Annotated in this window: 9 protein-coding genes and 1 pseudogene; 7 read left to right on the top strand and 3 right to left on the bottom strand. The window is 60.4% G+C overall.

Features of this window, described 5'->3' with window-relative positions; all coding sequences use genetic code 11:
• Positions 1 to 90 precede the first annotated feature (90 nt).
• Positions 91 to 3,555, bottom strand: a complete 3,465-nt coding sequence (locus N4R57_13360; protein ID UYV36025.1) for a pyruvate carboxylase — start codon at positions 3,553 to 3,555, stop codon at positions 91 to 93.
• A gap of 204 nt (positions 3,556 to 3,759) precedes the next feature.
• Positions 3,760 to 4,914 (bottom strand): alpha-hydroxy-acid oxidizing protein, encoded by a 1,155-nt coding sequence (locus N4R57_13355; protein UYV36024.1) that lies wholly within the window; start codon positions 4,912 to 4,914, stop codon positions 3,760 to 3,762.
• A 105-nt stretch (positions 4,915 to 5,019) separates the two neighbouring features.
• Here N4R57_13355 and N4R57_13350 point away from each other — a divergent pair, with 105 nt between their 5' ends.
• Positions 5,020 to 7,365 carry a UvrD-helicase domain-containing protein gene (locus N4R57_13350; protein ID UYV36023.1) on the top strand — a complete coding sequence of 782 codons (2,346 nt, stop codon included), beginning with the start codon at positions 5,020 to 5,022 and terminating at the stop codon, positions 7,363 to 7,365.
• A gap of 338 nt (positions 7,366 to 7,703) precedes the next feature.
• Here N4R57_13350 and N4R57_13345 read toward each other — a convergent pair whose 3' ends face one another.
• Positions 7,704 to 7,925, bottom strand: a complete 222-nt coding sequence (locus N4R57_13345; protein ID UYV36022.1) for a DUF1127 domain-containing protein — start codon at positions 7,923 to 7,925, stop codon at positions 7,704 to 7,706.
• 266 nt (positions 7,926 to 8,191) lie between these two features.
• Between N4R57_13345 and N4R57_13340 the strand changes: the two genes are divergently transcribed.
• The 6 genes and pseudogenes from N4R57_13340 to N4R57_13315 all read left to right on the top strand — a co-directional run bounded on the left by N4R57_13340 (position 8,192) and on the right by N4R57_13315 (position 15,212).
• Complete coding sequence (locus tag N4R57_13340) at positions 8,192 to 9,274, top strand: Mrp/NBP35 family ATP-binding protein (protein ID UYV36021.1); 1,083 nt, start codon at positions 8,192 to 8,194, stop codon at positions 9,272 to 9,274.
• Between the two features lie 697 nt (positions 9,275 to 9,971).
• Positions 9,972 to 10,490: a division/cell wall cluster transcriptional repressor MraZ gene (mraZ, locus tag N4R57_13335; protein ID UYV36020.1), complete on the top strand. Its 519-nt coding sequence runs from the start codon at positions 9,972 to 9,974 to the stop codon at positions 10,488 to 10,490.
• Positions 10,490 to 11,482, top strand: a complete 993-nt coding sequence (rsmH, locus tag N4R57_13330; protein ID UYV36019.1) for a 16S rRNA (cytosine(1402)-N(4))-methyltransferase RsmH — start codon at positions 10,490 to 10,492, stop codon at positions 11,480 to 11,482. Before mraZ ends, rsmH begins: the two co-directional genes overlap by 1 nt.
• A complete protein-coding gene (locus N4R57_13325; protein ID UYV36018.1) occupies positions 11,479 to 11,823 on the top strand; it encodes a cell division protein FtsL in 345 nt (114 codons plus the stop codon). Before rsmH ends, N4R57_13325 begins: the two co-directional genes overlap by 4 nt.
• Entirely contained in the window at positions 11,820 to 13,601 is a 1,782-nt protein-coding gene (locus tag N4R57_13320; protein UYV36017.1) for a penicillin-binding protein 2, read from the top strand. The genes N4R57_13325 and N4R57_13320 overlap by 4 nt, the downstream gene beginning before the upstream one ends.
• Before the next feature lie 133 nt (positions 13,602 to 13,734).
• Positions 13,735 to 15,212 (top strand): annotated as a pseudogene (locus tag N4R57_13315) (UDP-N-acetylmuramoyl-L-alanyl-D-glutamate--2,6-diaminopimelate ligase).
• The last annotated feature ends 4 nt before the right edge of the window (positions 15,213 to 15,216 follow it).

Below are 15,216 nucleotides of genomic sequence, written 5' to 3'. Positions count from 1 at the left end.
AGATATGAAATCTGGCCCGGAGCCGCAAGAGAAAAATCGCCCCTTTCGGAAAGTTTTTCCCAAAGGGGCGATTTAATGCGGTTTGACGGCTCAATCTTTGCTGTCTTCGGGCTCTTCAAACTCGACCAGCAGGTCTTTGGCGTCGATCTGACCGCCGGGCTGGGCGTGGACCGCTTTGACCACCGCGTCGCGTTCAGCGTGGATGCCGGTTTCCATCTTCATCGCTTCGATGGTGAGCAAAAGATCGCCTTCATGCACGCTCTGGCCGACGCTGACACCGACCGAGGCCACCACGCCGGGCATCGGCGCGCCGATGTGGCAAAGGTTGCCGTCTTCGGCTTTGGGGCGCTGGGCAGTTTGCGATTTCACAAGGCGGTTGGGCACGCGGATCACGCGGGGCTGACCGTTGAGCTCAAAGAACACTTTGACCTCACCGTCTTCGCCGGTTTCGCCAATCGCCTGACAGCGGATTTCGAGGGTCTTGCCGGGGTCAATCTCGGCCGCGATCTCCTCGCCGGGTTCCATGCCGTAAAAGAAGGTGCGCGTGGGCAGGCTGCGCACCGGGCCATAGAGGCGGTGACGGCCCATGTAATCAAGGAACACCTTGGGATACATAAGGTAGCCGTTGAGGTCTTCGTTATCGACAGCGAAACCGTTGAGTTCGCTCGAAAGTTCGGCGCGGGTGGCTTCGATATCGACAGCGGGGAGGTGTTTGCCGGGACGCTCGGTATTGGGAGCTTCGCCTTTGAGCGCCTTGTTGACGATCGTGTCGGGGAAACCGCCGGGAGGTTGGCCAAGGTTGCCGCGCATCATGTCGATCACGCTGTCGGGGAAGGCGACATCGGTTTCGGGGTTTTCAACCTCGGCGCGGGTGAGGTTCTGGCTGACCATCATCAGGGCCATATCGCCAACCACTTTGGAAGACGGTGTGACTTTGACAATGTCACCGAACATCTGGTTCACGTCGGCATAAGTCTGTGCCACTTCGTGCCAGCGTTCTTCGAGGCCGAGGCTTCGGGCCTGGGCTTTGAGGTTGGTGAACTGTCCGCCGGGCATTTCATGCAGGTAAACCTCGGACGCGGGGGCCTGAAGGCCGGATTCGAACGCGACATATTGGGCGCGCACCTGCTCCCAATAGTTGGACACCTCGCGGATGGCAGCGATGTCGAGACCGGTTTCGCGATCGGTATGGGCGAGGGCTTCGACGATGGAGCCGAGGCAGGCCTGACTGGTGCCGCCGGAGAAGGCGTCCATCGCGGCATCGACAGCATCAACACCGGCGTCGGCCGCAGCAAGGATCGTGGCCCCGGCGATGCCGGAGGTGTCATGGGTGTGGAAGTGGATGGGCAGGGCGACCTCTTCCTTGAGTGCCTTGATCAACACACGGGCGGCGGAGGGTTTCATCAGACCCGCCATATCCTTGAGCCCCAGCACATGCGCGCCGGCGGCTTCAAGCTCTTTGGCCATGCCGACATAGTATTTCAGATCGTATTTCGCGCGATCCGGGTTCAGGACATCGCCGGTATAACAGATCGTGCCTTCGCAGATCTTGCCGCTTTCGACCACGGCATCCATCGCGACGCGCATGTTTTCAACCCAATTCAGGCTGTCGAACACGCGGAACACGTCGATGCCGGTCTCGGCGGCCTGACGGACGAATTCCTGCACCACGTTGTCGGGGTAATTGGTGTAACCGACGCCGTTTGAGGCGCGCAGCAGCATTTGGGTCAGCACGTTGGGCATGGCGGCGCGCAGGTCGCGCAGGCGTTGCCACGGGCATTCCTGCAAGAAGCGATAGGCCACATCAAAGGTGGCCCCGCCCCAGCATTCGACCGAGAAAAGTTGTGACAGGTTGGCAGCATAGGCGGGGGCGACCTTGATCATGTCAATCGAGCGCATCCGCGTGGCAAGCAGCGATTGGTGCCCGTCGCGCATGGTGGTGTCGGTGATAAGAAGCTGCTTTTGCGCTTTCATCCAGTCGGCGACGGCTTGCGCGCCCTTCTCTTCGAGCAGGGTCTTGGTGCCATAGGGCGCGTGGCCCTTGGTCACCTGCGGCGGGCGCGGCGGCTTGAGATCGGCAGGCGGCTCGGCGCGGCCTTGGGTTTCGGGGTGACCGTTAACGCTGATGTCCGCGATATAGGTCAGAACCTTGGTGCCGCGGTCGAGGCGCTTGGAGAACTGAAACAGATCGGGCGTGTCGTCGATGAATTTGGTCGTGTAGCTGTTGTCGAGGAAGGTGGGGTGTTTCAACAGGTTCTCGACAAAGGCGATGTTGGTCGACACGCCGCGGATGCGGAATTCGCGCAGGGCGCGGTCCATCCGGGCGATGGCCATCTCCGGGGTCGGCGCCTTGGCCGTGATCTTGGTCAGCAGGCTGTCATAGTAGCGCGTGATAACGCCGCCAGCATAGGCGGTGCCACCGTCGAGCCGGATGCCCATGCCCGTGGCCGAGCGATAGGCGGTGATGCGGCCATAATCGGGGATGAAGTTGTTTTGCGGATCTTCGGTTGTGACCCGGCATTGCAGGGCGTGGCCGTTGAGCGTGATCTGATCCTGCGAAGTTTTGCCGGTTGCCTCGGCGATGGTTTTCCCTTCTGCGATAAGGATTTGCGAGCGCACGATGTCGATGCCAGTGACCTCTTCGGTCACGGTGTGTTCGACCTGAACACGGGGGTTCACTTCGATGAAGTAGAACTGGCTCGTATCCATATCCATAAGGAATTCAACGGTGCCGGCGCATTCATAATTGACGTGTTTGCAAATCTTGTAGCCCAGATCGCAAATCTCGGACCGCTGCGCGTCGGTGAGATAGGGCGCAGGGGCGCGCTCGACCACCTTTTGGTTGCGGCGTTGGACCGAGCAGTCGCGCTCAAACAGGTGATACATGCCGCCGTGTTTGTCGCCGAGGATCTGGACCTCGACATGGCGGGCGCGGATGATCATTTTCTCAAGGTAGCCTTCGCCGTTGCCAAAAGCAGCTTCGGCCTCGCGGCGGCCTTCGAGAACCTTTTCCTCGACCTCGTCCTCGGACAGGATCGGGCGCATGCCGCGACCGCCGCCGCCCCAGCTTGCCTTGAGCATGAGCGGATAGCCGACTTCGCCCGCTTCGGCTTTGATCGCGGCCATGTCATCGCCCAGAACTTCGGTGGCGGGGATCACGGGAACGCCGGCTTCGATGGCGACACGCCGGGCGCTGGCCTTGTCCCCAAGGGCGCGCATGGTTTCGGCCTTGGGGCCGATAAAGGTGATGCCAGCGGCGTCGCATGCATCAACAAAATCGGGGTTTTCCGACAGGAGGCCATAGCCGGGGTGGATGGCATCGGCGCCGCATTCACGGGCGACGCGGATGATCTCTTCAATGCTGAGATACGCCGCGACCGGCCCCATGCCTGCGCCGATCCGATAGGCCTCATCCGCTTTGAACCGGTGTAGGGAGAGCTTGTCCTCCTCGGCAAAGACGGCAACCGTGCGTTTGCCCATTTCATTGGCAGCGCGCATCACGCGGATGGCGATTTCGCCACGGTTGGCAATCAGGATTTTCTCGAACTCTGGCATTGGCAGGTGTCCCCGGTGTGGTTCAATTCAGTGCAACTTGCACAAATTGCTAGCGTGTTGCCGCAGTGCAGCGCAAGGGCTGGGGCAAGGCATTGCAAAGAATTGGTAACAATTTCTGTGCAGTCACGTATCTGGGTTATTTTATTGCGCTGAGCCGGGGTTTTGGGTTTGAATTGTCTTTTCTAACGGTGCGCTAGTGGCGGTTTAGCGGGCGAAGGTCGGGGGCAACGCCTCTAGCCTGCTTGGCAGATCGGCAAAGCGTTCGATGCCGATTTGACCCAAGTTGGCTTCGATATCGCGCTGGAGCATGTCAGCGAGGTGATCCGGCCCGTCCGCGCCGAGGGCGGCGAGGGCATAGTGCCAGGCACGGCCCAGCATCACGAAATCGGCCCCAAGCGCCAGCGCGCGCAGGATGTCGAGGCCGCCTTCGACGCCGCTGTCGAAAATGATCGGCAGTTTGGTGGCGGCGCGCATGGCGGGCAGAACCTCAATCGTGCTGGGCGCGCCATCGAACTGCCGCCCGGCGTGGTTGGACAGCCAGATACCGTCAACTCCTTCTTTTTCAAGGCCTTGGGCCTCTTCGGGGTTCATCACGCCTTTGAGCATTAGCGGTCCATCCCAGATCTCGCGGACCCGGCGGACATAGTCGAGATCGGGGGAGGTGCGCAGCAGGTAGCCGATATGTTCGGTCGGCGGCAGGGAGCCACGATTGTCCATATAGGTTTCAATCGTGCGCAGACGCGGCATGCCATGCGGGCGCATCGCCATGGCCCAAGCGGGGCGGCGTGCGACTTGCCACAGGATGCGTGGCGTGGTGCGCGGCGGATGGGTGAGGCCCGAGCGGGTTTGACGTTCGCGTCGCGAGGCGACGGGGACATCAACAGTCAGTGCGACCGCTTTGAACCCGGCGTTTTTGGCGCGGGTCAGGATATCGCGCAGGATATCCGGGTCTTTGGGTGGGTAGAGCTGAAACCAGCTTTGCTCTCCCAAAACAGGCGCCACATGTTCGGGCGTCTGCGCCGCAACGGTAGAAAGCGAATAGGGTATCCCCAAACGCGCCGCCGCCTTGGCCAGCAGATATTCCGCATTTGGCCAGATCAAACCGGACATTCCAACCGGAGCGATGCCGAAGGGTAGCGGCAAACTGGTATCAAAAAGCTTAACGCTCAGATCGGGTGTCATCGGGCCGCGCAGGATTTGGGGCATGAAACGCACCTGATCGAGCATGTCGCGATTGCGATGCAGTGTGGCTTCGTTGCCGGTGCCGCTGTCGAGGTATTCGAACGCGAAATGCGGGATACGGCGACGGGCGCGGGTTTTGAGATCGGCGATGCCGGGAAATTTTGCGTGTAGGTCCATGACGGTTATTGAGGCGGCAGGGCGTGCGGTTGTCCACCGAAAAGGCGCAGAACAAGGCAAGAACATCTCTTTATCTCGTAACGTTCTGCGGTTAAGTTGCCGCTCATGAGCAGTTTTGACGAATCCGACGCCTTTGAAGGGGCCTCTCTTGCCGCGCGGGCGATGGCAGCGCGGCCTACGCCTTATCTTGAAGGGTTGAACCCGGCTCAGCGCGACGCGGTTGAGGCGCTGGACGGGCCTGTTTTGATGCTGGCCGGGGCGGGAACGGGCAAGACCAAGGCCTTGACCACGCGGATCGTGCATCTGCTGAACACCGGGCGGGCGCAGACCAACGAAATCTTGGCTGTGACCTTTACCAACAAGGCCGCACGCGAGATGAAACAGCGCGTTGCGCGCATGTTGGAGCGTGACGTGGAGGGGATGCCGTGGCTTGGCACGTTCCACTCGGTCTGTGTGAAGCTGTTGCGTCGTCACGCCGAGCTGGTCGGGTTGAAATCGAATTTCACCATTCTGGACACGGATGACCAACTGCGCCTGTTGAAACAGTTGGTGGCGGCGGCGAATATCGACGACAAACGCTGGCCCGCGCGGATGTTGGCGGGGATCATCGACAACTGGAAAAACCGGGCGTGGACGCCGCAGAGCGTTCCGGCGAGCGAGGCCGGGGCGTATGACCATCGCGGCACGGAAATTTATGAGCAATATCAGGTGCGTCTGCGCGAGCTGAATGCGGTGGATTTCGGTGATTTGCTGCTGCACATGGTGACGATTTTCCAGAAGCACGACGACGTTTTGGCCCAGTATCAGCGGTGGTTCAAATACGTTCTGGTGGACGAATATCAGGACACGAACGTGGCGCAATATTTGTGGCTGCGTCTGTTGGCGGGCGGGCATAAGAACATTTGCTGCGTTGGCGATGACGATCAGTCGATCTATGGCTGGCGGGGCGCCGAGGTGGGCAATATCCTGCGGTTTGAAAAGGATTTTCCGGGCGCGAAGGTGGTGCGGCTGGAACAGAATTACCGCTCGACCCCGCATATTCTTGCAGCGGCTGCCGGGGTGATCCGGGGCAATGAAAACCGGCTTGGCAAGGAGCTTTGGACCGAGGCCGAGGACGGCGAGAAGGTTCGCCTTATCGGTCATTGGGACGGTGAAGAAGAGGCGCGCTGGGTCGGGGACGAGATCGAAGCGATGCAGGGCGGGACCCGCGGCATGCAGCCTATGTCATTGGATGATCTGGCAATTCTGGTGCGGGCCTCGCATCAGATGCGGGCGTTTGAGGATCGGTTTTTGACCATCGGTTTGCCCTATCGGGTGATCGGCGGGCCACGGTTTTATGAGCGGATGGAGATCCGCGATGCGATGGCCTACTTCCGGCTGGTGGTGAGCCCGGAGGATGATCTTGCCTTTGAGCGGATCGTGAATACGCCCAAGCGAGGGCTGGGTGATGTGGCCCAGAAGAAGATCCAGATGGCGGCGCGGTCGAACGGTGTGTCGTTGATTGAGGGCGCGAAAATCCTGCTTGAAACCAAAGGGTTGGGCGGGAAAGGCGCGGTTGAGCTGACGCGGCTGGTCGAGGGGTTGGACCGCTGGGCGCGGATGGCGGGCGCCGGGGATTTGAGCCATGTTGAGTTGGCCGAGATTATCCTCGATGAAAGCGGCTATACCGGGATGTGGCAGAACGACAAGACGCCGGAAGCGCCGGGGCGGCTGGAAAACCTCAAGGAACTGGTGAAGGCCTTGGAAGGCTTTGAAAACCTTGGAGGTTTTTTGGAGCATGTCAGTCTGATCATGGATAATGAAAGCGACGGCGAGGAAGCGAAAGTGTCGATTATGACGCTGCACGCGGCCAAGGGGCTGGAATTTCCGGCGGTGTTTTTACCGGGTTGGGAGGACGGGTTGTTCCCCTCGCAACGGTCGATGGATGAGAGCGGAATCAAGGGCTTAGAGGAAGAACGGCGCTTGGCCTATGTGGGGATTACACGGGCCGAGGAACTGTGCACCATCTCGTTTGCGGGCAACCGGCAGGTTTATGGCCAGTGGCAGTCGCAAATGCCGTCGCGATTCATTGATGAGCTGCCCGAGGCGCATGTCGAGGTGCTGACTCCGCCGGGGCTTTATGGTGGTGGCTATGGCGCGGCGGCACCGCGGGCGGGCGGCATTGAGAGCCGCGTGGCCGAGGCCAATGTCTATAACTCTCCTGGGTGGCGCAGGATGCAGGGACGGATCAGTGATCGGCCCGTAAGTCAGCCAAAAGAAAGAAGAAATCAGGTCATCGACCTTGATGCTGTGTCCAGCCACACAGTGGGTGAGCGGGTGTTCCACCAGAAATTCGGCTATGGCGCGATCATCGGGATCGAGGGTGACAAGCTGGAAATCGCGTTCGAGAAGGCAGGCACCAAGAAGGTGATTGCCAAGTTTGTTTCCGGCGCCAACGACATCCCATTTTAAGGTTTTGCTAAGACGGGTTAACGGCGCCAAGCGTGCCGGAAAAGGGGGGTGACTCCCGGCTGACATCCGGCTGACTCCCGGCTGTCGGTCGGCGCGCAATTTGTGGGGGAGGGAAAACCTTAACCGACCGTGCGGCAGAGGTTTAAGAAAAGAAAACGGCGGCACCCAGGGAGGAGGAGAGGGTACCGCCGTCTCATTTTGCAGCGAGGTCGGGAGGAGGAGTGACCCCGGCGCAATCTAGTTATGTTCGGCGGCGGAACCGGGAGGAGGAGTGGCTCCGCCGCCTAACTTACAGACACTCCAGGGAGGAGGAGAGGAGTGCCTGATCCTTGAATTCTTTAGCGCGTGCCGTAGACCGCTTCGTAAGCGGCGGCGCGCAGGTTGGACCGCGACAGGCCGAGTTCGGCAAGATCACGTGGCGAGATGTCGGACAGCTCGCTAATCGTGCGGTGGTAAAGCCGCCATTTGCCGAAACGCTCAGCCAGAGCAGCGAGCTGCGGGGCGAAGGAGGCCACGCCATGTGCGACGCGGGAGCTTTTGGCTGTGTCTGCGAATGCCATTGTGTTGATCCTCGGTTTCGGTTTGTTGTTTCGTGTTCGTTTCGTCGTTGAATTGAAGATAGGTGAATGCTGCACCTGCAAAAACCCCTCATATAATCAATGCTGCCATGCAGCATATGCATACGTGACCCTAGGTAAAGATCGCATGAAAACAACGTGTTAACCCTGGTATTTTCTTAAGATGCCTTGGAAATAAGCATTTACGCTTGAACTCCGCCCAAAAACCCACAGGTTCGAAAAGAGCAACACCCGGAAGGTGAATTCCAATGAAAATAACCCGTGAAACTATCCTTGCCGAACTCGGCCGTCTGCAACTGCCCGATGGCAAGAATCTGGCCTCGAGCGGCATGGTGAAGGCGCTTTCGGTGGAAAACGGGGGCGTGCGATTCGTTATTGAAGCGCCGAACCCGGACGCCGCACAGCGTATGGGGGCCATTCGGGATGCCGCCGAGGGGCTGATCCGGCAATTGCCGGGGGTGACGGAGGTGAGCGTGGTTCTGACCGCGCATGGGCCGGCGGAAAAGCCGGCGGCGAAACCTGCGGCGCCGGACCTGAAGCTGGGGCGGCACCCGACCGGGGCACGGGCGAAAATCGAGCTGCCTAATATAAGGAGGATCATCGCGGTCGGTTCGGGCAAGGGCGGGGTCGGGAAATCGACCGTGTCATTGAACCTTGCCGTAGCGCTGGCGCGGCAGGGCAAACGGGTGGGGCTGTTGGACGCCGATATATATGGTCCGAGCCAGCCGCGCATGACAGGTATGTATGACCGGCCCACGCAAAGCGCCGATAAGAAGATTATCCCGCCCGAGGTGCATGGCCTTAAGATGATGTCGATCGGGTTGATGTTGGAAGAGGGGCAGGCGGTTGTCTGGCGGGGGCCGATGTTGATCGGGACGCTGGAGCAATTCCTGAGCGATGTGGTGTGGGGCGAGCTGGACGTTCTGATCGTTGATCTGCCGCCGGGAACGGGGGACGTGTTGCTGAGCCTCGCGCAAAAGGCGCATGTGGATGGCGCGATCATGGTGAGCACGCCGCAGGATGTTGCGCTGATTGATGCGCGAAAAGGGATCGACATGCTGAACAAGCTGGAGGTGCCGATCATCGGGCTGGTCGAGAACATGAGCTTTTACATCTGTCCAAAGTGCGGAGACGAGGCACATCTGTTCGGACATGGCGGTGTAGCGGATGAAGCCAGATCGCTTGGCGTGCCGCTTTTGGCGCAATTGCCGATTGATCTGCAAACGCGGGTGGGCGGCGATGAGGGCCGTCCCGTGGCCGCGGGCGAGGGCGCGATGGCCGAAGCCTATGGCAAGTTGGCACAGGGGCTGATCGGGGCGGGCGTGGTGTAAGGTGGCATCACGCGCCGTTTAATGGGTGAAACTGCGGGTGTGACCGGGAAATCATGGGCCGGAGCGATGAAAAGAGGCGTGGCGCGGGAATTTATGGGATGGATCGCGCTGTTCGCGGCTGAATTTCGAATCAAAAGCTGATTTTGCAGGGTTTCCGGGGTTGATTCGCCGGGTCTTTGCAGGTGATTTGGCGTCGGATTGTCGATTTTGACGGTCCGGCGCCATTTTTTTTCGGGAAATTATGGGACATTTTGGGGCGGGCTTTGCGCCACTAGATATAGTGTTTGATATGGTCAATTTCCGCTAGGTGATGCGAAATTTTGCGGAAAAACGCCACTATATGTTGTTTTGCAAGGGGGCTGAAACAAGATGATGTAGCGAATTCCCGTAAAAAAGTATTGATTACCATGAATTCCCATGGCATCCCTGTAACCACGATGAGGACGGGAAAGGGGCGCTACAAAGACCCCGAACTAAAAAACTCCTAAGTCAGGTTTCATACAGGCATCCGCTTTCATCGACATAGAGATCCGGCGCGCGGGCGAGCAGACATCCCCCCAGGTGGCGCGCGCAGCTGGACACCCCCGCAAAGCGGGACGAGGGCGGCGGATTGATCAGTGGCAGCAGATCAATCCGCCGTTTTCTTTAACGGGCATCGGGACGCCGGGCCCCAGAATTTGAAAGAGGGCCAGGGACAGTGACCCGCAGGTTCAGAGGCGAAAGCCACCATAAGGTGGATGCGAAGGGCAGGGTGTCTATCCCGGCCTCTTTTCGCCGTGTGCTTGAAGCGGGCGACCCGGATTGGACCGAGGGGCTGAACCCGAACCTTGTGATCGTTTACGGCGATCACCGCCGCAATTACCTTGAATGTTATACGATGCAGGCGATCGACGAGGTCGATGACCAGATCGAGGACTTGCCGCGCGGCTCGATGGAGCGGCGAATGTTGCAACGGCTGTTTCACGGCCAGAGTTTTCCGACAAGTGTGGACGAGACCGGGCGGCTGGTGCTGCCTGCGAAGCTGCGCCAGAAGATCGACCTTGAGAAAGAGGCGTTTTTCATTGCGGCGGGCGATACGTTCCAGATCTGGAAGCCGGAGACCTATGAAGAGGACGAGTTGGCGAAAACCGAGGCGTGGCTGGATGAGCTGCCCGAGGATTATGACCCGCTGATCTTCCTTGATAAGGCGCGCAAAGCACCGGGAGGGGATGCGTGATGGCGGCGGCTGCCAATGCGCCCAAGACCGAAGCTCCTCATATCCCTGTTCTGCTGCGCCCGCTTTTGAAGGCGGTGGCCCCGGTGACGGGTGTCTGGCTGGACGGGACGTTCGGGGCAGGTGGCTATGCGCGGGGGCTGTTGGAGGCGGGGGCCGATAAGGTGATCGGCGTGGACCGCGACCCGGATGTTTTCAAGATGGCTGAGGGCTGGGCCGGCGCATATGGTGCGCGGCTTGAGCTGGTTCAGGGGGTGTTTTCCAAGCTGGACGAGGTGGCGCAGGGGCTGGACGGGGTCGTGCTTGATCTTGGGGTAAGCTCGATGCAGCTCGATCAGGCGGGGCGCGGGTTTTCGTTTATGAGCGACGGGCCGCTGGATATGCGGATGAGCCAAGACGGGCCGAGTGCCGCGGATATTGTCAACGAGGCTGAAGAGGGCGCGTTGGCGGATATACTCTATCATTACGGGGAAGAGCGGGCGAGCCGCCGGATTGCGCGCAATATCGTGCGGGCGCGGGACGAGGCGCGGATCGAGACGACGCTGCAGCTGACTGAGATCATTGAGAAATCCCTGCCGCGGCCGAAACCGGGGCAGAGCCATCCAGCGACGCGGAGTTTTCAGGCGATCCGCATTGCGGTGAATGACGAATATGGCGAGCTGGTCGCCGGGCTGGAGGCCGCCGAGAGGGCGCTGAAACCCGGAGGGAAGCTGGCCGTGGTGACATTCCATTCGATCGAAGACCGGATGGTGAAACGCTTTTTCGCGCAGAAGGTCGGGGGCGGCGGGGGCAGCCGCTATGCGCCCGAAATCACCCGCACGGCGCAGTTCGAAGTGACATCGCGCAAGGCCATTGGCCCCGATGATCAGGAATTGGCCGAAAATCCGCGTAGCCGGAGCGCGAAGCTGAGGGTGGGGACACGGACAGACGCCGCGCCCGAACCGGTGGATCGCAAGGCAATTGGCATGCCGCAATTGGGGAGTAAGGGGCGATGAAAAGCCTTTTGTATGTATTGACCGCGTTATCGGTCATCGGGCTGGCCTTTTGGGCCTATCACGAGAATTACCGCACGCAGGAAGCGTTGAACGAAACCGAAACCTTGCAACGTGAGATCGGGTTGAAGCGCGGACGTCTGGGCGTTCTGCGGGCCGAGTGGGCGTATTTGAACCGGCCAGAGCGGCTGCGCGAATTGGCCGATCTCAACTTCGGGCGCTTGCAGCTGTTGCCGCTGGCACCGGAGCAGTTCGGGCGGATTGATCAAGTGTCCTATCCCGTTGATCAAGCGTTGAAAATTGACAAGTCGGTTGAAGTGTCCAGCGATGGAGGCGACCAATGATCCGCACGCCGCTGCGCCCGCTGGCGCGAATTTTGGATGCCCGCGCCAAGGGCGAAAACCCCGATATAATCGAGCGCGAGAACACCCGCGCCCGGCACGAGGACATGCGCGACCGCGCCCGGCAACGCGCCGAGGGGCGTTTGTTGGTGCTGGGGGTGGTGTTTCTCTGTGCTTATGTGGTGATCGGCGCCCGCATGGGGCTTATGGCGAGTTCGGAGCCGGCAGAGCCGCGCGCCCGCGCCGGCGGCGCCGCGATTGTCACGCAGCGGGCCGATATTGTGGACCGCAAGGGGCGCATTCTGGCCACCAATTTCGAAACGCACAGCTTGTATGCCCACCCCAAGCAGATGATCGAGCCGAAGCAGGTAGCCAAGGATTTGGTCAAGATTTTCCCCGATCTTGATGAAAAACGGCTGATCAAGGACTTCACTGGCAAGCGCAAATTCGTCTGGATCAAGAAGAAGATCAGCCCGGAGCAGAAGCAGGCGGTGCATGACATCGGCGATCCGGGGCTGTTGTTTGGGCCGCGCGAGATGCGGCTTTACCCGAATGGCAAGCTGGCCGCGCATGTGATGGGTGGCGCGTCGTTTGGCAAGGAAGGCGTGGATGCCGCCGAGGTGATCGGGGTTGCGGGCGTCGAGAAGGTGTTTGACGACTATTTGCGCGACCCGGCCAAGGACGGCAAGCCGCTACAGCTTTCGCTGGATGTGACGGTGCAGGCCGCGGCCGAGCGGGTGCTTTATGGCGGCATGCGCTTGATGAATGCCAAGGGCGCGGCGGCGGTTTTGATGGATGTCCACACCGGCGAGGTGATCTCGGTTGTGAGCCTGCCGGATTTCGACCCCAACGCCCGCCCGCGCCCGCCAACCGAAGGCGCGCCGGACGACAGCCCGCTGTTCAACCGCGCGGTGCAAGGGGTGTACGAGCTGGGCTCGACCTTCAAGATTTTCACCACGGCGCAGGCGATGGAGCTGGGCCTTGTGAACCCGTCGACAATGATCGACATTCGCGGCCCGTTGAAATGGGGCCGCCACAGGATCTGCGATTTTCATAACTATGGCAAAGAGTTGTCGGTTGCGAAGATCATCGTGAAAAGCTCGAACATCGGCACCGCACGGCTGGCCCAGATGATCGGGGCGAAGCGCCAGAAAGAGTTTCTGACCAAGCTGGGTCTGATGGAGCGCACGCCGGTGGAGATTGTCGAGGCCAAAGGGTCGACCCCGCTGTTGCCGCCGAATTGGTCCGAGATTTCGACGATGACGATCTCTTATGGTCACGGCATTTCGGTGAGCCCGATGCATCTGGCTGCTGCCTATGCCGCGGTGGCCAATGGCGGCACGCGGGTCAAGCCAACGTTGCTTAAACAGAGCGGCCCGCAATACGGGCCACGGGTGATGAGCAAGCAGGTCTCGGCGGCCTCGCTTGATATGTTGCGCCGGGTGGTGACCGAAGGCACGGCGAGCTTTGGCGAAGTGCCGGGATATGCCGTGGGCGGCAAGACCGGATCGGCGGACAAGCCCAAGCCGCGTGGCGGCTATTACAAAAACAAGTTGATCGCGACCTTTGCCGCCGTTTTCCCGGCGCATGATCCGAAATACGTGCTGATCGTGACGCTGGACGAGCCGGAGACCTATGTGTTGGGCGAAACCCGGCGCACGGCGGGGTGGACGGCTGTGCCGGTGGCGGCGGAAATGATCAACCGCGTTGCGCCGCTTCTTGGGCTCAGACCACAGGTTGAGCCGGGACAATTGGCTGGTATAACGCTCACATCGAATTAAAGCGTTTCGGTTTTGACCTTGATACAGGGGGCCCGAAACGCTGTAAGCGATATCAATGTTGTGGGCGTTTCGGGGATAAACATGCGTCGCAAGTTTCTCCTGCAACGCTTTTAGCCGCAAAGGGCATGAGCAAATGGTTGGGCAGGGGACGACGCTTTCGGATTTGGGCCTGACCGCCCTTCAGGGACGCGAAACAAAAATCACAGGTCTGGCGGTGGACAGCCGCGAGGTGAAAGAGGGGTTTTTGTTTGCCGCGCTGCCCGGCACGCGGGTGCATGGGGCGGAGTTTATCCAATATGCGCTGCGGATGGGGGCGGGTGCGGTCCTGACGGATGTGGCGGGCATGCGGATCGCCAAGGATGTGTTGGACGCAAGTGACGCCGCATTGGTGATCAGCGAGGACCCACGGCAGGTTTTGGCCTATACCGCCGCGCTGTGGTTCAAGCATCAGCCGCAGACGATGGTTGCCGTGACCGGCACCAACGGCAAGACATCGGTGGCAAGTTTCGCGCGCATGATCTGGACCGAGCTGGATCTGGATCTGGATGCGGTGAACATTGGCACGACCGGGGTTGAGGGGGCGTGGAGTGCGCCTCTTGCCCACACAACGCCGGAGCCGATTACGCTGCACCGAATTCTGGCGGCGGCGTTCGATGCGCATGTGACACATGCGGCGATGGAGGCCTCTTCGCACGGGCTGGCGCAGAAGCGTATGGACGGTGTGCTTTTGCAAGCCGCCGGGTTTACCAATTTCACGCAGGATCATCTGGACTATCACGAGGATTTCGACGCCTATTTCGAGGCCAAGGCGGGGTTGTTCTCGCGTGTATTGCCAGAGGATGGCGTGGCGGTGATAAACATCGACGATCCGCGCGGGCCGGATATGGCGGCAATTGCTGCCGGGCGCGGGCAAGAGGTGATCGCTGTGGGGCGGACCGAAGGCGCGGATATCCACCTGACGGCGCAGCGGTTCACGGCCACCGGGCAAGAGGTGTTTTTCACCTATCAGTCGGTAGGGTATCGCGCAGAGTTGCCGTTGATCGGCGGGTTTCAGGCCGAGAATGTTTTGCTCGCGGCGGGGCTTGTCATTGGCGCGGGAGAGCCTGCTGACGAGGTGTTCAAAACGCTCGGACGTCTGAGCGGTGTGCGAGGGCGGATGCAGTTGGCCGCAAAGCGCAACAATGGCGCGGCGGTGTTTGTGGATTATGCGCATACGCCGGATGCGGTGGCGACCGCGCTCAAGGCGATGCGCCCGCATGTGGCGGGGCGGATCATTGCCATTGTTGGTGCGGGTGGTGATCGGGATGCGAGCAAACGGCCCTTGATGGGCAAGGCAGCGGCAGAGAATGCCGACGTGGTGATTGTGACCGATGACAACCCGAGGAGCGAGGGCCGGCCGCGATCCGGGCCGCCGTTATGGAGGGTTGTCCCGAGGCGAACAACGTGGGCGATCGCGCCGAGGCGATCCTGCGCGGGGTGGATTTGCTTGGGCCGGGTGATGCGCTGTTGATTGCCGGGAAAGGGCATGAAAGCGGGCAGATTGTCGGCGATGATGTGCTGCCGTTTGACGATGCCGAACAGGCCAGCGTGGCGGTGGCGGCATTGGAAGGGGGCT

The sequence above is a fragment of the Rhodobacteraceae bacterium D3-12 genome (genome assembly GCA_025916135.1).
In the GTDB taxonomy this organism is placed as follows: Bacteria; Pseudomonadota; Alphaproteobacteria; order Rhodobacterales; family Rhodobacteraceae; genus JAKGBX01.
The sequence above is the reverse complement of the archived record's forward strand: the minus strand, read 5'-3'. Positions and strand labels throughout refer to the sequence as shown.